The 21,519-nt window shown below is 66.0% G+C and carries 17 protein-coding genes; all 17 read right to left on the bottom strand.

Translation table 11 applies throughout. The features are described 5' to 3' along the window. Positions 1 to 73: 73 nt before the first annotated feature. On the bottom strand, positions 74 to 2,326 hold the full coding sequence (locus IG171_RS18920) for an HNH endonuclease signature motif containing protein (RefSeq protein ID WP_249203883.1): 2,253 nt from the start codon (positions 2,324 to 2,326) through the stop codon (positions 74 to 76). 581 nt (positions 2,327 to 2,907) lie between these two features. Beyond that, the gene (locus IG171_RS00265) at positions 2,908 to 3,303 is read right to left on the bottom strand and encodes a universal stress protein (RefSeq protein ID WP_212128967.1); all 396 of its coding nucleotides are present in this window, start codon (positions 3,301 to 3,303) and stop codon (positions 2,908 to 2,910) included. A 142-nt stretch (positions 3,304 to 3,445) separates the two neighbouring features. Continuing rightward, positions 3,446 to 4,876 carry an APC family permease gene (locus tag IG171_RS00260; RefSeq protein ID WP_249203882.1) on the bottom strand — a complete coding sequence of 477 codons (1,431 nt, stop codon included), beginning with the start codon at positions 4,874 to 4,876 and terminating at the stop codon, positions 3,446 to 3,448. A 142-nt stretch (positions 4,877 to 5,018) separates the two neighbouring features. Further along, positions 5,019 to 5,723, bottom strand: coding sequence for a type 1 glutamine amidotransferase (locus tag IG171_RS00255; RefSeq protein ID WP_212128965.1), 705 nt, complete (start codon positions 5,721 to 5,723; stop codon positions 5,019 to 5,021). Continuing rightward, positions 5,720 to 6,784: a dipeptidase gene (locus IG171_RS00250; RefSeq protein ID WP_212128963.1), complete on the bottom strand. Its 1,065-nt coding sequence runs from the start codon at positions 6,782 to 6,784 to the stop codon at positions 5,720 to 5,722. The genes IG171_RS00255 and IG171_RS00250 overlap by 4 nt, the downstream gene beginning before the upstream one ends. Further along, the gene (locus tag IG171_RS00245) at positions 6,774 to 6,917 is read right to left on the bottom strand and encodes a hypothetical protein (protein WP_212128962.1); all 144 of its coding nucleotides are present in this window, start codon (positions 6,915 to 6,917) and stop codon (positions 6,774 to 6,776) included. Before IG171_RS00245 ends, IG171_RS00250 begins: the two co-directional genes overlap by 11 nt. Before the next feature lie 5 nt (positions 6,918 to 6,922). Beyond that, on the bottom strand, positions 6,923 to 8,074 hold the full coding sequence (locus tag IG171_RS00240; RefSeq protein WP_212131445.1) for a DUF819 family protein: 1,152 nt from the start codon (positions 8,072 to 8,074) through the stop codon (positions 6,923 to 6,925). 217 nt (positions 8,075 to 8,291) lie between these two features. After that, positions 8,292 to 8,606, bottom strand: coding sequence for a DUF3870 domain-containing protein (locus IG171_RS00235; protein WP_212128960.1), 315 nt, complete (start codon positions 8,604 to 8,606; stop codon positions 8,292 to 8,294). Positions 8,607 to 8,685: 79 nt separating this feature from the next. Further along, complete coding sequence (locus tag IG171_RS00230; protein WP_212128959.1) at positions 8,686 to 9,486, bottom strand: serine hydrolase; 801 nt, start codon at positions 9,484 to 9,486, stop codon at positions 8,686 to 8,688. A gap of 94 nt (positions 9,487 to 9,580) precedes the next feature. Beyond that, a complete protein-coding gene (locus IG171_RS00225; protein ID WP_212128958.1) occupies positions 9,581 to 10,828 on the bottom strand; it encodes an LD-carboxypeptidase in 1,248 nt (415 codons plus the stop codon). Further along, the gene (locus IG171_RS00220; protein ID WP_212128956.1) at positions 10,821 to 12,476 is read right to left on the bottom strand and encodes an ABC transporter ATP-binding protein; all 1,656 of its coding nucleotides are present in this window, start codon (positions 12,474 to 12,476) and stop codon (positions 10,821 to 10,823) included. The genes IG171_RS00225 and IG171_RS00220 overlap by 8 nt, the downstream gene beginning before the upstream one ends. Further along, a complete protein-coding gene (locus IG171_RS00215; protein WP_249203881.1) occupies positions 12,476 to 13,438 on the bottom strand; it encodes an ABC transporter permease in 963 nt (320 codons plus the stop codon). The genes IG171_RS00220 and IG171_RS00215 overlap by 1 nt, the downstream gene beginning before the upstream one ends. Continuing rightward, positions 13,438 to 14,601, bottom strand: coding sequence for an ABC transporter permease (locus tag IG171_RS00210; protein ID WP_249203880.1), 1,164 nt, complete (start codon positions 14,599 to 14,601; stop codon positions 13,438 to 13,440). Before IG171_RS00210 ends, IG171_RS00215 begins: the two co-directional genes overlap by 1 nt. Before the next feature lie 8 nt (positions 14,602 to 14,609). Beyond that, positions 14,610 to 16,433, bottom strand: a complete 1,824-nt coding sequence (locus IG171_RS00205; RefSeq protein WP_212128953.1) for an ABC transporter substrate-binding protein — start codon at positions 16,431 to 16,433, stop codon at positions 14,610 to 14,612. A 350-nt stretch (positions 16,434 to 16,783) separates the two neighbouring features. Beyond that, positions 16,784 to 18,862, bottom strand: coding sequence for a TRAP transporter permease (locus tag IG171_RS00200; RefSeq protein ID WP_212128952.1), 2,079 nt, complete (start codon positions 18,860 to 18,862; stop codon positions 16,784 to 16,786). After that, positions 18,859 to 19,842: a TAXI family TRAP transporter solute-binding subunit gene (locus IG171_RS00195; protein WP_212128951.1), complete on the bottom strand. Its 984-nt coding sequence runs from the start codon at positions 19,840 to 19,842 to the stop codon at positions 18,859 to 18,861. The genes IG171_RS00200 and IG171_RS00195 overlap by 4 nt, the downstream gene beginning before the upstream one ends. Beyond that, positions 19,839 to 21,473 carry a diaminopimelate decarboxylase gene (locus tag IG171_RS00190; RefSeq protein WP_212128950.1) on the bottom strand — a complete coding sequence of 545 codons (1,635 nt, stop codon included), beginning with the start codon at positions 21,471 to 21,473 and terminating at the stop codon, positions 19,839 to 19,841. Before IG171_RS00190 ends, IG171_RS00195 begins: the two co-directional genes overlap by 4 nt. Positions 21,474 to 21,519: the final 46 nt, after the last annotated feature.

Genomic DNA, 21,519 nt, shown 5'->3' with positions numbered 1-21,519 from the left:
TCGAGGCAACAGCCGGCGTGACAGGTTCATTCCTGACACACCCGAGCAGGCCCCAGCCGAAGCGGGTCGCAACTCAGCCGAAGAGCGTCTCCACGATCTCGCGAGCGATGAATCGGGCGTGCAGCACCGGTTCCCTGGCTGGGTCGATCGATGCCGGAGGCACCCAGGCCGGTCGACCGTCCGCGAGCATTCGGCAGTACCAGTCGGATCTGTCGATCAAGTGGTGGTGTGCAGAGCAGGCCAACGTGAGGTTGTTGACGTCTGTTCTGCCTCCGTCTGCCCAGGGGACGATGTGGTGCGCCTCGCACCATCCGGGAGGTGTGTCGCATCCGGGGAAGGTGCAGCCTTGATCCCGGCTGGCCAGAATCGCCAGCTGCTTCTCGGTCGCCAGTCGACGTTCGGTCGCCAGGGCCATCGTCTTCGTCTTCTCACTCATCAGGTGGAAGAAGACCGAGCCGTTCAGCCCTTCGAGTGCGGCAGTGGTGACCGGGAAGGGCGCTTCGGCCCCGGTGGTCGCCTTGCCCGTCTGCTCGGCGAGGTCCTCGGCCTTGGCGGTCACGACCAGGGCGTACGCCGCTCCGGCTTTGATCCGGTTCATCTCGATGCTGCCGACGAGGCTGGAGAAGCGTTCGTAGATGCGCCTGCGAACGCTCGGCTGCTCGGCCGCCATGGCGACAAGCGAGCCGTCCTCTCGTACCCCCGCTCCCTGTGGGATCTCTCCGTTGTCGCCGACCTGCGGCTGCGAGAAATCGAGCGAGGGGTCGAGACAGTCGGCGCGGTCGCCACGGAGGACTTCGGAATAGGCGTCTACGACGGCCTGATCGAATTCTTCGGCGGCTTCCGTTCCGCCTCGGCCGGCCGCCTGACCGTCGTCGGCCGCCGGATCGTCGTCGGCCGCGTTATCGGCTGCGGTGTCGACCGCGGTGTCGGCGCTGGCGGCAGCGTCCCGACCGGCTGCGGCGTCACGGCCTGCCGCGGCCTCGGCACTGCCCGCGTCCGACTTGCCGTCGGTCTTGATCCGGGAAGTGAGCAGCCCGTTGAGGACTCCACCGGTCTCTTCGTCGAGCCGCCCTTTGAGGGCCCAGGTCCCGTCCTTCATCTGGCGCAGGTTGACATTGAAGCTCTCCCGGTCCGCCTCTTCTTTCGGTCGCTTCCCATCGGGGTCGATCCAGCCGAGGATTTCGTCGAACAGCACATGGATATCGCGGACGCGCACCTGTGGTGCCTTTTCGACGAGAAGCCTCTCGGCGTCGAGCTTTTCGTCCTCGGTGGCCGTCGGCGGCAGGCCCTTCAGACACCGGATGATCGTCGTCGCCTGATTCGACGACAGGGTGCCTTCACGCAGGGCGGCCGCGAGGACGGGGTATTTCGCTTCGATCGAGTCTCCGCTCATGCTGGTCCGCTTGCCCAGGTGCTCGGCCAGCTGCGTCCGGCGGTGGGCCTCCTGAGCGGAGATGTTCAGCCGGTTCTGCACCAGGGCCTTCGTCGTCTTGGCCCCATAGTCGCGGGGCGTTCCGACTCGTTCGAAGACGGAGAGCGTGACGACCGACAGAGATTCCGTGAGTCGGTCCAAGGTCTCGAGTCCGTCGATGACCGTCACGGCATCGTCGGGTCCCATGGGGCGGGTGAAATCGTGGAGATCCCCGAGCAGGACCTGGAGCCTTTCGATGCTCTCGGCGACCTCAGGAGCGATGTGCTGGAGATCCGACCAGCGATATTCGTCGAGCAGCGGATGGGTGTCGGCGGCTGCGGAGCAGCTTTCGTCCACGGCCCGGCAACGCTCGGCACGGTCGAGTTCTGCTGCGTGTTCGGCTTCCTGTTCCTGCCTCTTCGCTTCCTCGTACCGCGCTTCCCTCTCATCCCACTCGGCGTTGGCGCGTTCGATTTCCGCGCGGCGCTGCGGATTCCTCCTCAGGAATTCCTCGTGTTCGATGGCACGCTGCGCCTCGCGCTCTTCGCTCTTCTTCTGCATCCAGGCCTTCTGCCGCGCTTCGACCACTTCGATGCAGGCCTGGACTTCTGCTGGGGTCTGCGGCGCAGTCAGCCCGCGCGACCACAGCCCTTCCCCGTCTCGGACATCGCTGCCCTGAAGTGCTGAGGGGTTGGCAGAGCTCTCCTCTTCCGACTCATCGTCAATCGGTCCGGCGACGACGCCGTCGAACCGATCGGCCAGGGGGTGCCCCGTCAGATCGAGTCCTGCTCGCTCGAGCAGTTCTCGATAGGTGGGCTCGGCGCTGTTCTGCTTCTCGGAGGAAGCGGGGGTGGGAGTTGGGGCAGGTCTGGAAACGTCCTGCTCGTTGTGCCTGCGGTCGGGGATGAGAGCCATGTTCTCTGTGTCCGTTCATCATCGTTGATGTTCTCGGCTTAGTCACATTCTAATCCATGATTCGAACATAATCCATAGTTCTGTACGATTTATTTGAGAAATCTATTATTCTTTTCGATCATGTACTATTTGTTCATCATTGACGCATACGTGGATCGTCTTCAGAAGCTGTCCGTGGAATCTATCCGCTGAAACTTGTCCGACCGCGGTCCTTCCCAGCTGTCAGCGGTTGATCGCCATCCCACGATCGGACTGCTGCGACTTATGTTTCACAGCTTACGATGCGCCCATGACACGAGATTCGCAGAGCAACTCCATCGCAGGTGAGGCAGCGAATCACCGAGGCGGCGGAGAGGCGAACACTCGCAGGCGATGTCCGATTCGGCCGGTCAAGGCGCGAACGCCTTGACGCACGAAGCTCAGAAGGCACCGGTGGGCGTCCTGCGAGCGCATGACCGCGCACCGACGGCCACGATCGGCAACGTACGAACGGCCACCATCGGCCGTCAGCAATGGCCACGACCGACAGTCAACGATGGATTCAGGCAGTCAGCGAAAGCCTCAGATCCTCAGCGAGGGCCTCAGTGCGCGGCTTTCACGCACAGCACCGGGGCTGTGGCGTCGAGGATGACCTTCTGGATCGTCGACCCGAGCAGGAACTTGCCGACCGGGGTCCGCTTCCTGGTCCCGAGCACGATCAGCTCGGCTCCCACCTCGGTGGCGGTGTCGAGGATCTGCTCGGCCGGGTCGTACTCGCTGCCCAGCGTCAGCACTCGGAACTCGACGTCCGACCTTCTCAGATAGTCCTTGACGGACCTGAGCTCACCGTCGCCGAGGCGGTAGGAATCATTGCGCTGCGTCGACCGTGACGCGTTGACCACGACCAGCTCCTTGCCGTCCTTCTTCGCCTGAGCGATCGCGGCGTCGAGAGCGGCATGTCCGGCGGGGTTGTTGACGTAACCGACGAGAACAGTCATTTTTCACCTTCGCTGAATTGAGCTGAACAACGTGAGCTGAACGCCATGAGCCGCACAACTGATGCTGAACAGCGCCGGATAGAGAGATCGGGAACTCACCGTTCCAGGATAACCGGGGCCGGGGCCGAACGCGCCGGAAGCATCAGGTCAGTTCCTCGGGGTTGCGGAATCGTGTGCTCGTTCCCTTCGTCGACCGGTTCCACAGCCAGGTCACGACCCACAGGACGACACCGATGCCCACGAGCGCTACCGCGATCTGGTACTGGACGAGTTCGTCGAGGCGGGCCCACGGACCGACGAGGAACGCACAGCTGATCACCCCGATCCACGGCAGCGCCGTCGGCGCCTTGAAGTGATCGTGGTCGGCCGGCTGCCTGCGCAGGATGAGCGCCGCCACATTGACGACGGCGAACACGGCCAACAGCAGCAGCGAGGTGGTCCCGCCCAGGGACGCCGTGACCGTCTCCGGCAGGACCGTCGTCACCGCGAAGATGAGCGCATAGGCGATGAGTGTCGTGAAGATGATCGACACCCACGGCGACCGACGACCGGCCATGACCTTCGCGAACACGGGCGGAAGCACGTTCTGCTTGGCCATGCCGTAGAGCAGACGGCTGGCCATGAGCATGTTGATCAGCGCCGAGTTCGCCACGGCGAACATCGTCATGAACGGGAAGATCGTATCGATCGGCACACCGGGAGCCCCGGCCCTGACCACCTCGAGCAGGGGCGTCTCGCTCTCGGTCAGGACGCCGATCGGCACCGCCGCGACGGTGACGATGGACACGAGCACGTAGATCACACCGGTGATCGTCAGGCCCGAGAGCATGATCTTCGGGAACACGCTCGGGTCCTTCGTCTCCTCGACCATGTTGACCGAGTCCTCGAAGCCGACCATGGAGAAGAAGGCGAGCGCCGTGGCGCCCGTGACCGCGAGGAACACGCTCTTGTCCCCCTCGGTCTCGAAGATCATCACCCGTGAGAAGTCGGCATCGCCCGAGCCGAAGGCGAAGAACCCGACGAGGATGACCAGCAGCAGGCCGCTGAGTTCGATGAGGGTGAGGACCACGTTGAACCACACGCTCTCGCCGACACCGCGGAGGTTGACAGCGGCGATGAGGGTGAGGAAGCCCAGCGCGATCCACATCACCCCGGTGCCCGAGACGTCCCAGCCGAAGCCGGCCACGAGGTTCGCGGCGAAGACGTTCGATGCCGTCGACGCCGAGGTGATGCCGGAGCTGAGGACGGCGAAGGCGACGAGGAAGGTCACGAAGTGGATGCCGAACGCTTTGTGCGTGTACAGAGCCGCACCCGCGGCGTGGGGGTACTTCGTCACCAGCTCCATATAGGAGAACGCGGTGATCAGCGCGATGAGGAACGCGAGGATCACCGGTGCCCAGCCGGCGCCTCCGACCTGTCCGGCCACTTTGCCGGTCAGCGCATAGACGCCCGTGCCGAGGATGTCGCCGACGATGAACAGAAGCAGCAGCTTCGGCCCCATGACCCGCTTGAGGGTCTCGGGCCGGCGTCCGTCTCCGGCATCGACTGTGGTCGTGGGTTCCCTGTCGCTCACGATTCCTCCATGTCCGCCGCGGCCGCTTCCGCCGCAGTCCTGGCAGCTCCGAATGGTGTCAGAGCTTCGCCCAGTATGCATCAGCCCCGCGGATCAGCGCACCGACGCGCCGAGGGCGCGCGTCAGGTCCGCGGGCAACGCATCATCGGCCGCGGACCACGTCGAGGAACGCGGTGAACAGCGCCTTCGCGTCGCGCTCGCTCTCCGGCCCCATCGCCTCCGCCTCTTCGACCAGAGTATCTTTGTCGAACCCCAAGTCCCGCAGCTTCTTCGCGTCCCAGCGCAGAATGTTCGCCCGCGTCGACTCCGGGTGGAACTGGGTGCCCCAGGCCCGCCCCATCCGGAAGGCCTGGAATTCGCAGGCGTCGCTCGAGGCCAGCAGCGTCGCCTCGGCCGGCAGCTCGACGATCCGATCGACGTGGCTCTCCAGGAACGACGTCCGCTCCCGGATCGCGGAGAACACCGGGTCGTCGGCCGCCTCGGCGGTGGTGCGGATATCGGTGTATCCCTTCTCCGGGGCTCCGGTCCGGGCCCGCACATCACCACCGATGACCTGGGCGATGAGCTGCCCGCCGAGGCAGATCCCCAGCTGCGGCAGGTCCGTGTCGAGGCTGTGACGGACGAGTTCGGCCTCCTCGGCGAGCCAGGGAGCGCGATCGGTCTCATCGGGCATGTATCCGCCGCCGAGCGTGATCAGCCCGTCGTAGCTCTCCAGCGCGCTCGGTGCGGGCAGGGGCGAGACGCCGCCGATGCGCAGATCGAACTCGACGTTCTCGCTGATCATCCACTGTGTCAGCAGCCCCGGTTGGGAGTCGACGTCGTTGACGATGACGAGCAGCCGGGTCATGATTCCACCCCCGCCGAGGCAGCCGCGACGTCATCGGCCGACCCGAGGAATCGTGTGTACGCCTCCTCGTGGGCCTCGAGGACCCGCATCGCGTTGTCGAAGCCGAGCTTGCGCAGATCCGTCTCCGACCAGCCGCGTGAGGCCAGTTCTGCGAAGAGGTTCGGATACTGTCCGGCGTCGCCGAGGCCAGTCGGCAGTTCATCGACTCCGCAGATGTCGCCGCCGAGGCCGATGTGGTCGATGCCGATCCTCTCGCGCACGTAATCGCAGTGGTCGGCGACCTCGGCTACGGTCACCTCGGGGGCGGTGCCCTGCTCTCCGGCCTCGACCCATTCGCGGCGGGCGTTCGAGACGAAGGAGGGCACGAAGGTCATCATCGCCACTCCCCCGTTTCCGGGCACGCGATCGAGGACGTCGTCGGGGATGTTGCGCGGGTGCGGGTTGAGCCCGAAGGCGCAGGAGTGGCTGAAGATCACCGGCAGGGCGGACAGGTCCAGCGACTGGTGCATGACCGAGGGTGCGACATGGGAGAGGTCGACGATCATGCCGATGCGGTTCATCTCGGCCACCACCTCCCGACCGAAGGCGCTCAAGCCCCCGTGCTGCGGTTCGTCGGTGGCCGAATCCGCCCAGGAATGCGTGGTCGACCAGGTCAGCGTCATGTATCGGGCTCCGGCACGGGCATAGGAGCGCAGCATCGCCAGGGACTCATCGATCTGCTGTCCGCCCTCGACGCCCATGAGCGAGGCGACTCTGCCCTCACGGCGGGCGGCGGTGACCTCGGCGGCCGTGCGGGCGAAGGCGAGGCGTTCGGGGTAGGCGGTGACGAAGCGGGCGACCGCGTCGATCTGCTCCCAGGTCGCCTTGACCGCCTGTGCGCCGGTGATCGAGGAGTGGACGTAGACCGACCAGTACTGGGCCGCGACATGGCCGGCGGCCAGCTGGTCCATCGTGGTGAACGGCGACACGGCCGGATCGTTCAGCCCCTCGACGCTGTAGTCGCGCTCCTCGCGCAGGAACCAGGCGAGGTCATTGTGGCCGTCGAAGACGTCAAGGGTCATGGGAGTGCTCCTTCATCGAGAGTGTGAGGTGATGGGCGAATGTGCTCTGCAGGCCGCGGGCGAGGCCGGTCGCGGACGGCGTGCCGTGGGTCGCGGACGGGGTGCCGCGGGTCGTGGGTGGGCGAGTCTTCACGGTCGTCATCCGATCCCCGACATGATCTGTGCCGTCCACAGCCCGAGGAATGTGCCCGCGAACGCTCCGATGAGCGCGAAGAGCACACCGACCGGCACGAGCTGCCGGTTGAACGCGCCCGCGACCACCGGCGCCGAGGCGATCCCGCCGATGTTCGCCGTGCTGGCCACGGCGATGCTGAACAGTTCGGTCTTCGTCAGCTTCGCGTAGATGAGCATGATGACGATGTGGACGAGGAGCACGATGATGCCGGCGACCAGATACAGCGGGGCCTCAGCCAGGGAGGTGAAGTCGGACCCGGAGGCGATGATGCCGATGATGAGATAGAGCATGATGGTCGCGAGTTCGCTCGATCCCGCCGCCCGTCCCCAGCGGGTCGAACCGATGACCAGGCCGAGGACGCTGACGATGAGGATCGTCCAAGCCGAGGCGTTGATCACGACGCCGACCTCCGGCAGCAGCTCGCCGGCCTTCGCGGCCAGGGCCGAGACGAGCAGGGAGAAGCCGAGCAGACCGATGATCGACGGCAGGGTCATCGGCTTCTCCTCCTCGCCGGTGACCCGATCAGCGAAGTCGAACTTCGAGATGTCGGCCTTCGTCCATCGGTTGAACCTGTCGGAGACGGCGACCGAGGAGAAGATGAGGAGCAGCCAGAACGAGTAGAGCACGGTGTCGACGATGAGCACATAGCCGAAGATGTCCTCGGGCGCTTCGAGGATGTCCTGGACGGCGACCATGTTCGCCGAGCCGCCGGTCCAGGAGGCGTTGAGCGCGCCGAGCGCCTTCCAGGACTCCGGGGCCAGTGCCGAGTGCACGATGAGATAGGCGACGATGAAGCCGACCATGATGCTCGCGGCTGTGACCGCGTAGGTCAGCAGCAGCTTCGGTCCGAGTCGGACGATCTGCCGGACATCGCATTTGAACAGCAGGAGCAGGATCATCGCCGGCAGCAGGGCGTCCTGCACCCCGTCGCCGACTCCGTCGATCGCGTCGTGGTCGAACAGGCCGACCGTGTTGAGCAGGGCCGCCACGATGTAGAGGAAGACGAACCCGGGGACATATTTGAAGACCTTGAATCTTCCGCTGTTGCCGGCGACGACGAGACCCGCCGAGATCGCCAGCAGCAGGCTGATGAAAAGAAAACCGTCCGTAATCACAAACGACACTCCCTCTTCGGATTGGACCGCGCCCCGACCTGTCGGTCTGCCCGGGAGCGGACCGCGCTGTCCGGTCCGCCCGAAGGCAGGGTTACCGACCGAAGGCAGTGTTCCCGCGCAGAGCTCGGCACGTGCGGGCCGCGGTGAAGCCATGTGTGGTTGTCGATTGGATCCGGGCCGGTGTGGACTCGGGCAATCTTCGTGGTCGAAAGGCGTCTCAGCCGGAAGCGGGCAGCTCTCGGTACTTCTTCGCCGCGCTGTTCACTGCGGCGATGAGTGCCTTCTGTGAGGACCCGTGGTATCTGGCCGTGATCGCCTCGGTGAGCCGACCTGTGTCCGTGATGTCCGCGCCGATGAACAGGTCCCTGATGAATTTCCTGGTCAGGGCCAACGTCGCCGAGCAGTCGACATCGAGGATTCGGTGTGTGTCCGCCTCGATCTCGAAGGCGATGAAGAACAGCCCGTACTGCGTCATGATCGGGTTGTTCGACGGCGCCTTCGCTTCGCCGGTGAGGTAGATCGAGGAAGTCATAGTCCGTCAAGAATACTCGAGAATCAGCCGTACGAGGCGTTCGCATCATCACGACCGACCCGAATCCGTCGACGGACGTTCAGAGGTACCGGTGGATCACCTCCCCCGCCTGGCGCATGATGGGCATGACTTCGACGACGCGGTCCGTGCCGGGTTCCCAATTCGCGAACACCGCATAGGAGACCCGGCGCGTCGGAGTCATGACGATGCCCGCATCGGCCCGGATCGTGCCGTTCGTGCCCGTCTTGTTCCACACCCACACATCACGCTGGTAGTTGTAGTGCGCGAGCGGGTCGAGATCGAACGCCGAAGCGACCATCGAGGTGTCCGCCCCGGCTCCCAACCAGCGGCGGAAGATCTCATTCGTCGACTCGTCCCAGAATTCGTCCTTCGCGTGCCGGGCCATGAAGTCGCTGATCTCCGCGGCGGTTCCCGTCGACAGGGTGCGCGGGGCCTTGGCAGGACGCGGCCAGCGGAGGAAGTCGTGCAGGCCGGAGTTCTCGTATCCGAGCTCCTCGACCTGGCGGGCGACATTCTCGAGGCCGACGCGGCGGATGAGCACATTCGTGGCGAAGTTGTCGCTGAAGGCACCGATGAGCAGAGCCACGTCGAAGATGCTCAGTTCGTCCTGTTCCATGAGGTACCAGATGCCGGATTCGTCGACGCGCTCGCTCGGCCGCCGGGTCAGTCGCTCCTGCAGATCGAGCGTGCCGTCCTGCGACATCTGCAGCGCAGTGTGGAGCAGGAACACCTTGCCCATGCTCGCGGTGTCGAGCTCCTCGTTCTCGTTGTGGGCGAAGACCCTGTCTCCGCTGTCGACGTCGTAGGCCAGGGCGCTGAAGCGCACTCCCGGCAGTCCGTCGAAGTCCAGTTCGCTCATGATCGTCCTCCTGCCCTCGTCGCAGTCTTCGTCTCGGTCGGAGATCCTCCGCTGCGTCTCACGGTCTCCTCTATCCCTGCCCACATTCGCCCCGTCACGGCCGATCCTGCCTGCGAGCAGGCGGGTCCACCCACAGGCGCGGGCGTCCGCCAGGAGGGGCTTCGAGGGTGGCGTCGACGCCGAGCGGCAGACTGGGCGCGTGCGGGTCGTGGCCGAATCCCATCTCGGTCACGATGGGGATGCCCGCCTCGCCGAGGAAGTCCATGAAGAGCGCCTCGACCTCGGCGACCGGGGCGCAGTCCTCCCAGGATCCGAGAACCACCGCATCCGCCGACTCGAACCACCCCGCCCGGACCGTCTGCACGAGAAGATTGTCCAGCCGGTACAGCTCTTCGTCGACGTCTTCGAGCATGAGGATGTTCGGACCGGATCTGCTGCGTCGCTCGCGCACCCCGGCAAGTTCCGGACTGCCGATGCCCGCTGCCACGAGGCTGAGGTTTCCCCCGCCGAGGCGGCCCCGGGCCCGTCCGGGCACCAGAGTCCGCGCCCGGCCGCGGGAGAGGGCTTTCGCGCCGTCGGAGTGGGCAGCGCCGTCTGAGGAGGGTGCTTCATGGCCCCCTGCGCCCGCTGCCACGGAAGAACTGGTCGCGTTCGGAGAGCTTTCGGGTCCGAAAGTATCCGATTGCGACCACTTCTCGCCCACAGCGGCCTCGGTGCCCGCAGCGGCCCCGATACCACCAGCGGCTGGGAAGCCGAGTTCGCGACCTCCCCAGGGCGCGAACAGCCAGGAGGCTACCTCGTCGGGAACCACGGACGAGTTCTTGAACGGGTCGTTGCCGACCATCGGGCAGAACAGGGTCGCCGCCGACAGGTGGTGGTCCCAGGCCTGGTGGAAGGCGGTGATGTCTGAGGACCCGGTGAGCAGTTTGGGTCGGCCGTCACGTCGCAGCATGTGGCGGCGCATAAGGTCGAAGTCGATCTCGTCGAGCAGCCGCATGGCCCCATAGCCTCCGCGCAGGGCGATGACGGCGTCCGTGTCCGGGTCGCACCAGGCGTCGACGAGGTCGGTCCGCCGCTGTTCGTCGGTGCCGGCCAGATACGTCACTCGCGGGTGGCGAGCGCGGATGTGCTCACCCGGTACGACGGTGAGGCCCCATGATTCGAGCTGCGCGATGGCCCGTACCAGCGATTCCTCGTCGCTCGGTCCCGAAGGCGCGATGAGGCGGACGGTGTCCCCGGGCTGCAGCGGCGCGGTCTCGAGGTACGGGCTCGTGGGCAGAGGGCTGGCAGGCACAGGGGTGCCCGGGACGCTGCCGTTCGGGCGGCTGCGGATACTAGTCATTTCTCACCAGGGACTGGCTTCCCAGTCGGGGAACCGCGGCGAGCAGTTCCTGCGTATAGGCGTGCTGCGGGTTCTCGAGCACGCTGTCGACTTCACCGTATTCCACGATCTCGCCCTCCTTCATCACGGCCACTGTATCGGCGATGTTCCAGGCCAGGCCCAGATCATGGGTGATGATGAGCGCACTCATCCCGAGGTTGTGCTTGAGGGCGAGGAACAGGGACAGGATCTCCCCGCGCACGGAGGCGTCCAGCGACGCCACGGGTTCATCGGCGATGAGCACCTGTGGGTCCAGCGCCAGCGCACCGGCGATGACGACCCTCTGGCGCTGCCCGCCGGAGAGCTCCTGCGGAATCGATTCGAGGTAGTCTTCGGCCGGGGTCAGCTCGGCGGCCTCGAGCGCGCCGAGAACCCGCGCGTACTCGGCGTCGCGGATGCCCTGCACGCGCAGCCCTTCGACGACGGCCTCGTAGACGCTGCGTTTGGGATTGAGCGATCCGGCCGGGTCCTGCAGGATCATCTGCACCTGGCGGCGGAAGGCCCGCAGCGCCTTCGCCTTCCGCGGCAGCGCCTTGCCCTGGAACGCCAGCTGCGATCCCGGATCGACCTTCTGCAGCCCCAGCAGAGCCCTGGCCAGGGTCGTCTTTCCCGATCCCGATTGGCCGACGACGGAGAGGATCTCAGCCCGCCGCAGTGACAGATCCACGCCCCGAACCGCTCTCTCCCTGCCCCGCCGGGTGTCGAAGGAGACGCTGAGGTCCTTGGCCTCGAGCACCACCTCATCACTCATGGTGAACGGCTGCGTCCGAGCCACCTCGGCGGGTCTCAGCGTTCGCGGATTCAGCCGCGATTCGGGGTCCCCGATCTGCGGGAACGCTCCGGCCAGTTGCTTCGTGTAGTCCTCCCGCGGCTGCAGGCACACCTGATCGCTGGACCCGTATTCGACGAGTCTGCCGTCGCGCATGATCGCGAGATCTGCACACACGGACGAAAGAACCGCCAGGTCGTGGCTGATCATCAGCAGGGAGATCCCCCGCTCGTCGACGAGGGCGGCGAGCCCGGACAGGATCTGCTTCTGGACGATGACGTCGAGGGCGGTGGTCGGCTCATCGGCGATGATGATGTCCGGTTCGCAGGCCAGGGCCATGGCGATCATGATCCGCTGCTTCTGCCCGCCGGAGAGCTCATGCGGGAAGGCCGAGGCCTTCGCGATATCGAGGTCGACCTCTTCCAGCAGCTCGAGCATCCGCGCCTTCCGCTTCTCCGGACTCGTCCAGATATCCTTCGCATGGTGGGTCAGGGCCTCGATGATCTGCCACCCGACCTCCCGGACGGGGTTGAGCGAGTGCAGGGCACCCTGAAACACGATCGAGGCCTGCGACCAGCGCACCGCCCGGATCTGCCCGAAGTTCAGCTGCGACAGATCCTTCCCGCCGAGGAGGACCCGCCCGTCCAGCCGAGCCGACTTCGGCAGCAGGCGCAGTGCGGACATGATCAGAGTCGTCTTCCCCGATCCGGACTCACCGGCGATGCCCAGCGTCGCGCCTGCGGGCAGGTCGAGGCTGACCTCACTGACGGCGACGACGTCGCCGCGCGATGAGGAGGTCCGGTAGGTGATCGAGACGTTCTCGAAGCACAGATCGGTCATCAGCGGCTCCTCAGCGCGGGGTTGATGATGGCCTCGAGCGCACGCCCGACCATCGTGAAGGCCAGCACGACGAGGAGGATCGCGATGCCGGGGGTGAGCACGTACCACCAGTAGCCCGAAGTCGCTGCCGAGACGTCCATCGAGTTCTTCAGGATCGTGCCCCAGGACTCCTTGCTCGTGTCTCCGAGGCCGAGGAACGACAGGGTCGATTCTGCGATGATCGCCCCGCCCACGGTCAGCGTCGTGTTCGCGAGCACGAGCGGCATCACCGCCGGCAGCAGGTGCCGGAACAGGATGTGCCGATGCCCGGCGCCGAGGATGCGCGCCCGCTCGATGTAGAGCCGGGATTCGACGCTCAGGGTCTGGGACCGCACGATGCGCGCCGTCGAAGCCCAGGAGGTCAGCCCGATGGCGATGACGATGGTGAAGACACCGCGTTCGAGGACGGAGGAGAGCACGATCGCCAACAGCAGGGACGGCAGCACGATGAAGAAGTCGATGATGCGCATGATGATGCCGCCGAACAGTCCGCTGAAGTGGCCGGCGGCCAGCCCCATGATGGTGCCGATGACCATGGACATGACGGTGGCGGCGACACCAACGAGGATCGACACGCGGGCTCCCCAGAGGATGCGCACCCACAGCTCGCGGCCGAGGCCGTCGGTGCCCAGGGGATGGTCGAGGCTCGGCGGGGCGTAGCGCGGGGCCTCGAGCTGCTGGGTCACGTCGAGCATCGTGGCCGGGGCGATGAGCGGGGCGGCGAGTGCGATGACGACAAAGAAGAGCAGCACGAGCGCTCCGACGACCGCGGGGGCGTCGGAGCGGAAGAGCGCCCAGTTCCTCTTCGCATTGTTCAGTCGGCGTTCGCGGACCAACTTCGCGCCGTCGATCGCCGCTCCGCCATCGCGGGGGTCGCGGTCCGGGGATCCGGGGGCCGCCTCGGCGGGGGTGTTCGCACTCATCACGCCCTCCTGACACGGGGATCGAGGAATCGGTAGACGAGGTCGGCGGCCAGGTTCATCACGATGATGATCGCCGAGAACACGACGAAGGTGCCCTGCAGCAGCGGGAGGTCGGGGCCGCGGATGGCTTCGAAGGTGAGTTTGCCCAGGCCCGGCCAAGAGAACACCGCTTCGACGGTGACGGCGCCGGCGATGAGGCCGCCGATGTGAAGGAAGACGACGGTGACGGTGGGAAGCAGGGCGTTGGGGACGGCGTGCCGGCGGCGGACTTCGTCCTCGGTCAGGCCCTTGGCACGGGCGGTGGTGAGGTAGTCCTCGCTCATCTCCTCGATCAGGGAGGCACGCATGATCATGAGGAACTGAGCGTAGACGACGGCGACGAGGGAGATGACGGGCAGAATCAGGTGCTTGATGACGTCGATGATCCCGGCGGCCGACCAGGGATCGAGGCCGGGGGTGATCATGCCTCCGGTGGGCAGCCATTGCAGGGTGCCGCCGAAGACCATGAGCAGGATGAGGCCGAGCCAGAAGGTCGGCACGGACCAGAAGATCAGCGAGGTCGAGGAGGCGAGCCTGTCGAACAGCGAGTTCCGCCTCCAGGCGGAGAGCTGGCCGAGCCACAGTCCCATGCCGATCGCGATGACGGCCGCGGTGCCGGTGAGCAGCAGGGTCGGCCCGAGGTATTCGACGATGAGCGAGGACACGGTCTTCCGGTAGACATAGCTCTCCCCGAGGTCACCGGTGACGATGCCGACGAGGTAGTCCCAGAACTGGACGATGACGGGCTTGTCGAGGCCGTACTGGCTGCGGAGTTCGGCGATCTGCGCCGGGGACATCGGCCGTTCCTTCGCGATCTTGAGCACGGGGTCGCCGGGCAGCATTCGGAAGGCGAAGAAGCCGAGGACGATGACGAGGACCATCGAGGTCGCGGCCCCGCCGAGTTTGCGCAGGAAGTAGCCTGCGAACGATCCGCCCTTCGGCGGTTCGTCGATATCGGCGGAGCCGTTCGATCCCATCGCCGAGGCGGTCCCGGAGCCGGTCGTCCCCGTGCCGGGGCCCGGGTTCGCCGGGTCCGAGGCGATGGCCGGGTTTGCCGGTTCCGCGGCGGGCCCCGGGTCGGCTGGGCCCCCGGGCCGGGGATCGCTGTGGGAAGGTGTGCTCACTGGGCCGCCTACTCGCGATCGTCGGAGGACTTGCGGCGGCTGAGCAGCCAGCCGCCTCCTCCGAGGACGACGATGGCAGCGGCACCGATGCCGATCCAGCCGCCAACGCCGAGGCCTCCACCGCTCGAGGCCTCATCGGCGCCGACGGGTTCGGCCGAGGCATATCCCCAGTAGCCGACCTGATTGGCGATCACTCCGCCGTCGGTGGGCTGTTTGGTGAAGTTCGTGAACCGGTCGGAGCGGATGGCTTCGAGCTGGCTCGGGTACCACAGCGTCACCGAGGGGGCCTCTTCGTAGTGGACCGCCAGAGCCTCCTGCACGAGTTCGGCGCGCTCGGCCTCATCGAGTTCGACGTGCTGGGCTCGGTAGAGCTTGTCGAACTCCTCGCTGCACCAGCCGTCCTGACTGGTGCCTCCGTTGCCGTCGGCGTCGGGGCGCTGTCCGCAGGTGTTGATGCTCAGCTGATAGTCCGGATCCGGGTTGATCGACCAGGCGGAGAAATACATGTCGTAGTCGCCCTTGGTGGTGCGCTCCGACACCGTGTCGACATCGGTCGACTCGGCCTTGAGATCGATGCCGATGTCCTCCATCCACGGTCCCAGGAACTTCGCGGTGTTCTGCTCGATCGGCTCGTCGGCGTCGGTGAGGAACCGCAGTTCGAGCTTCTGACCGTCCTTGGTCCGGATGCCGTCCGATCCTTCCTCCCAGCCGGCCTCGTCGAGCAGCTTCTTCGCACGGTCGACGTCGAATCCGCTGATGACCGGATCATCGTCCTTCAGGGCCCAGGTCGGGTAGACCGAAGGGATGAAGCTCGTCGCCGGCTGGGCATAGTCCTGCATCACCTGGTTGCGCAGGGTCTCGATGTCGATGCCGGCGCGGATGGCTTGACGGACCCGCTTGTCCTTCAGCGCCTCGTGGCCGGTGCCGAACTCGTTGTCATCGGCATCGGCGATGCCGGGGTTGATGGAGATGCCGTTGAACCGGCGGCCGTCGCCGTCGTTGAGCTCGACGTTGTCGGCTCCTTCGAGTGCGGTGAACTGGTCCGGGCTGAGACCGGAGATGAAGTCGACCTCGCCGGAGCGGATGGCCTGGACCTGAGCGTCGGAGTTCGTGTAGTAGCGGTACTGGATCTCGTCGAGCTCAGGCTCACCGCGCCAGAAGTTCGGGTTCGCCTTGAGTGTGATCGACTTGTTCGCTTCATAGCTCTCGAGCTGGAACGGACCGGAGCCGACCGACTCCTCATCGTTCTTGAACTCCCCGGGCTCGTCGATCTTCGACCACACGTGCTCGGGCACGACGGGGATCTCCTGGCCCGGGTTGTTCGCCTGAGGCTCCTTCAGGGTGATCACGAGCGTGGATTCGTCCGGAGCCTCGACCTTGTCGAAGTTCTCGACGAGGCTGCCGTTGGCGACCGCCATCTCCTCCTTGTCCATCATCTGGTTGTACGTCCACGCCACGTCCTCCGACGTCAGCGGTTCGCCGTCGGACCACTTCATGTCCGGTCGGATCGTGTACGTCCAGACCTTGCCGTCGTCGTCGGTGCTCCAGTCGGTGGCGAGCCCCTCGGTGACCGAACCGTCCTCGGCGTCATTGGCCACGAGGTTCTCGTACATGTACCGGAAGGTGTTCGTCGGCACCAGGTAGAACGAGGTGAAGGGGTTGAATGAATCGATGAATCCGTCGGTGGCGATCCGCAGCACGTTTTCGGACTCCGGCGCCTCTGAGGTGGCCGCCTGGGCCGGTCCGGCGGCCAGGGAACCGGCCAGGGCCAGTGCGGCGACGCCGGCCAGGCACCGGCGCAGTCCTCTGCGCAGTGTGGGGTGAGTGAACATCGTTGTCCTTCTGCTCGTGCGGTGATTCAGTTGTCACTGTCGATCCGGGCGACTGCGTTCGTGCGTGCCGAATGCGATGAGTGTGCTTGAGATCACTCTACGTTCGAAGTGCCCTGATTTCGGCATAACAACACACAAAGTTGCTTGTCAGCGACTGTGCAAACACCACAGCATCCGTTTCCGGGCCGGTCTGCGCGCGGCTTCGGCACACTGCCGGCCCGCTTCGGCACACTGCCGGCCGGGCCTCCGGCCGGCGACCGGATGCTCCGGCCGGCGATCGGATTCCCGGCCGGCGATCGAACTCCCCTGCCGCCGGCCGGAGCGACTCGACTGCAGGGTGCGGAGGCCCGTCAGGCCGCCGGTGTCGCCTGTCCGTTGCGGTGTGCGATCTGATCCGAGGTCTCGGCCTTGCGCAGCTTCTGCAGGATGGCGACGGCGATGAGCACCACGAGCCCGATCAGGGAGATCCACAGGGCCGGATAGACCAGCGCGATGCCTCCGGCCACCAGCAGCACTCGTTCGACCACATTGGTGACACCGAAGAAGTAGCCGGCCATTCCTGCGGCCACGCCGACCATGCCCAGGCACAGCGTCACGAGCGCAGACAGCATGTCCTGCCAGGTTCCCTGCAGCAGCAGAGCGGGCTGGATGATGAAGACATAGGGGATGAGGAATCCGGCGATGGCGATCCGCACCGCAGTCACTCCGGCCTTCATCGGGTTCGCACCGGCGATGCCCGCCCCGGCGTAGGCGGCCAGGCAGACCGGCGGGGTGATATCGGCGAGGATGCCGAAGAAGAAGACGAACATGTGCGCGGCGATCAGCGGCACATCGAAGTTGTTGTACAGGATCGGCGCGGCGACAGTGGCCGTGACCACGTAGTTCGCCGTCGTCGGCAGCCCCATTCCGAGGACGAGGCAGGCGATCATCACCATGAACAGCACGATGAAGAAGTTGCCTCCCGCCAGATCGACGAGCCCCTTGCCCAGCTGTCCGCCCAGACCGGTCACGGTGACCGTGCCGGCGACGATGCCGGCCGTGGCACAGGCGGCGATGACGGGCAGCGCCGTGCGCGCGCCGGCGACGAGGACGTTGACGAGTGCCCTGGGGCCCAGCCGGGTCATCTTCCGCAGGAAGCTGAGGACAAAGGCCGTGCCGATGCCGAACAGCGCCGCCCGGATCGGGGACATGCCCGTCAGCAGAGTGAGCACGATGACGACCAGCGGCAGCAGCAGGTCGATCCGCTTGAGCAGTTCACGACCGTCCGGCAGCGCCGACTTCGCCATGCCGAGGATCCCGCTCATCTTCGCTTCGAAGTGGATCGACAGGAACGCGCCGAGGAAGTACAGCAGCGCCGGGATGATGGCGATGACGATGAGGCCGTTGTATTCGAGGTCGGGCACGTTCTGAGCCATGATGAACGCGGCCGCACCCATGATCGGCGGCATGATCTGCCCGCCGGTCGAGGCCGTGGCCTCGGTGGCCGCGGCGAAGTGGGGTCTGAATCCGGCCTTCTTCATCAGCGGAATGGTGAACGACCCCGAGGCGACCGTATTGGCCACCGAGGAGCCGGAGACCATTCCCTGCAGCCCGGAGGCGACGACCGCGGCTTTCGCCGGTCCGCCCGTATAGCGGCCGGTCAGGCGGAAGGCGACGTCGTTGAAGAACTGGCCGATGTTCGTGTGCACGAGCATCACGGCGAAGAACAGGAAGAGGAAGATGAAGTTCGCCGACACCTGCACGGGGGTGCCGAAGATGCCCGTGCCGTTGGACAGGAACATGTTCGTCGCCAGGTCCTCGACGCTCATCCCCGAGTGGCGGAAGACGGGGCTGTGGTTGCCGAAGAGCCCGTAGGCCAGGGCGACTCCGGCGATGATGACGATGGGCAGTCCGACACAGCGGCGGGTGGCCTCCAGGATGAGGAGGACTCCGAGGATCGCCACGACGAAGTCGAGGGTCGAATAGCCGAGGATCTGGACGGAGTTGCTGACCAGGCGCGAATAGTCGAAGAAGATGTAGAGGTTGCACAGCAGTCCTGCCAGCCCGAGCAGAACGTCGTACCACGCGATTCGGCTGCCGCGTCCGATGAGGAAGTCGGCGACGCGATTGCCGGTGGCCGGTGCGTCGAGCAGCCTCTTGCTGGCCGGGTAGAGGAAGAAGATCAGCGCGGTCGCCCCGGCCAAGTGGAGCGACGAGTGCATCCACGTGTTGAACGGCCGCTCGAGTGCGGCGTAGAGGTGGTAGAGCGTGAAGACGATGGAGACTCCGCCGATCACCCATGCCCACCAACCGAGATTCGTGCGGAACCGACTCGAGGAGTCGACGTCGCGCAGCATCTTCTCCGTCGCCTGTTCGGCTGCCGCCTGCGTGCCGGCAGCCGCCCCGGCCGTCGGATCTCCCGGCCGGGGCGCTGTCGTCTCGTCACTCACGGCAGGTCGACGCCCTCTTCTTCGAAGTACTTCTCAGCTCCCGGGTGCAGGGGAACGTCTCCGATTCCCTGCATCGCGGTGTCCTTCTCGATGAGCTGTCCGACATCGAGGGTGACGTCATCGGTGTTCTCGAACAGTGCCTTGGTCAGTCCGTAGGCCGTGTCCTCGCTGACCTGGTCCGTCGATGCCACCAGTGCGGCGAACACCGAAACCGTCGGAACGTCCTCGTCGAGGAAGTCATAGGCGTCGGCGGGGATGTCGTAGGACTCCGCGCCGGTCGATTCCTCGATCGCCGAGGTGACGTCGTCGTCGAGCTCGAGCAGTCGGACGTCGGTCGAGGCCGCCAGCTGGGTCAGACCGGCGACGGGTGTGCCGACGACGAAGATCGTGGCGTCGATCTGCTTGTCGCCGAGCATATCGGTCGATGCCCCGAAGTCCGTGATCTCAGGGGTGTAGTCCGACTCGCCGATATCCGCGGCCTCGAGGATCGCATCGGAGATCGCCCGCGTGCCGGATCCGGCATCGCCGACGGCGATCTTCTTGCCCTTGAGATCATCGACCGATTCGATGTCCGAGTCGTCGCGGACGATGATGTGTGCGGCCTCGGGGTAGAGCGAGGCGAGCCAGCCGACGTTGTCGAGCTCCGTGCCGTCGAGGTCCTCGAGCTCACCGTTGACGGCATCGTTCGCGGTATCGCTCTGGGTGAAGCCCATCTGCCACTCGCCCTGGTAGATCTTGCCGAGGTTCTCCGCCGAGGCGCCGGACTCCACGTAGTTGACGGTGACCCCGTCGACATTGCTCTCGAAGATCGTGGCCAGCTCTCCACCGAGCGGGTAGTACGTTCCCGAGGTGCCGCCGGTTCCGAGGGTGAGGTCGTCCGTGGTCTCACCGCCGCCGCCTTCACCCCCTCCGGATCCGCAGGCGGTCAGGGTCAGGGCGAGCGCGGCAATGGCCGCTGTGGTGATGCGTCGAATCGTCATTGTCTTCCCTTCTCAGCCGAGTCGATGGCCTCAGCACCTCTGCTGAGCGACCGGTCACTTATCTCCGAGGCTATTCGGAGGTTGTCATTGTTTTGGCCCTCGAACTCAAAGTTTGCTGAATTGTTAGATGAGGAGTCAATCCTCCCACGGTTCCAAGCCCCGCTGTCGAATGCACCCGTCTCGGTGAGGACTCGGTCCAGGGACTGACCTCGGCGGATGAGAGTCCACTCGATCGCCCCGTCCGGTGTCGTCCGGTATCCGTAGACGGGCACGGCCGGCAGGAGGTTGTAGGAGAACGGGTTCGAGAAGTAGTACGCGCCGGTCTCCGGCACGGCCACGAGGTCGCCCGCGTCGAGGCGGGGCAGCATCCGGTCACGGGCGAGGAGGTCGCCGGAGAAGCAGGCGGGGCCGGCGATATCGGTCGGGACCGCCTCGGCGGTCTTGGGTGCGCCGTGCGCGGTGAAGGGCAGGATGCGCAGGGGCCAATCGGCCGGCGCGTAGGCGGTGCGGGTGGCGACCTGGACGCCGGCGTGGGTCATGGCGATGCGGCGCCCGCCGGTGGTCTTCGCGTATTCGACGCGGGTGAGGATGGTGCCGGCCTTGGCCAGCAGTGCGCGACCGAATTCCGTGACGATGTCGAACTCGAACAGTCCCGGCACGAGGTCCTCGAGCACGGCTCGGTACTCGGCGAAGGTGGGGGTGACGTCCTCACCGTCGAAGTTCACCGACAGTCCCCCGCCGATGTCGATGCGGGTGACCCGCCGCCGGTCGGGCGCCGTCGGCGACTGCGAATCGCGCCGGACCGACGTGCTCGTCTCGGGCACCGTCGTCGACTCCGACGCGGCTCGTGCGTTGATCTCTTCGGCGAGCTCGACGGCGGCGCGGATGCCGACCGCGGCTTTGTCGAGGCTGATGCCCTGGGAACCCGAGTGGACGTGGATCTGGTTGAGCCACGGCCTGGCCAGATAGGCCTCGATGAGGCTCTCGCGGGCACCGGGATCGCCCAGCCCGATGCCGAACTTCGAGGTCTCGGTGGCAGTGCTCAGCGATCCGATCGCGCCTGTGCCCGATTGCGGGTTGATGCGGATGCCGATCCGCGCCGAGGCGGGACCCGGCACTTCCGCCGAGGCGGGTCCGGGGCGGCGTTCTACCAGGATCGTGTCGAGGCGGGCCAGTTCGTCGAAGTTGTCGATGTTGATCGAGACACCGAGATCGACGGCCCTTCGCAGTTCGGTCCAGGTCTTGGCCGGGGAGTCGAACACGATCGCTTCGGGAGCGAACCCGGCTTCGAGGGCGAGTTCGAGCTCACCGGGGCTGGCGACCTCGCAGCCGGCTCCCGCCTCGGCGTAGCGATGCAGCAGCGAACGCAGCGGCACGGCCTTGCAGGCCACCGCGTGGAGCACGTCCCGCTGCGAAGCGAAGGCCGAGTTCAGCCGCTCGAACGCGGCGTCGACCCAATCGAGGTCCATGAGTCCGAGCACCGGGTCCCGATCCGATAGGACGGGCACGCGTGCGTGCCCGTCACGACCGGCATCGGGGTCGTCCGCGTCACCGCGACCGAGGTGATCGCTGGTCTCGGCGATCGCCCTGATCGCCCCTGCCCGGCTGTCCGGGATCGAGTGGTCTGCCATACCGTCCTCTGTTCGTGGTCTCCTGTCACTTTAGAACGATCGACCT

The organism is Brevibacterium sp. SMBL_HHYL_HB1, from assembly GCF_018208375.1.
Lineage (GTDB): Bacteria > Actinomycetota > Actinomycetes > Actinomycetales > Brevibacteriaceae > Brevibacterium > Brevibacterium intestinavium.
Note: the sequence above shows the minus strand (reverse complement) of the source record. Positions and strands in the feature narration are given on the sequence as shown.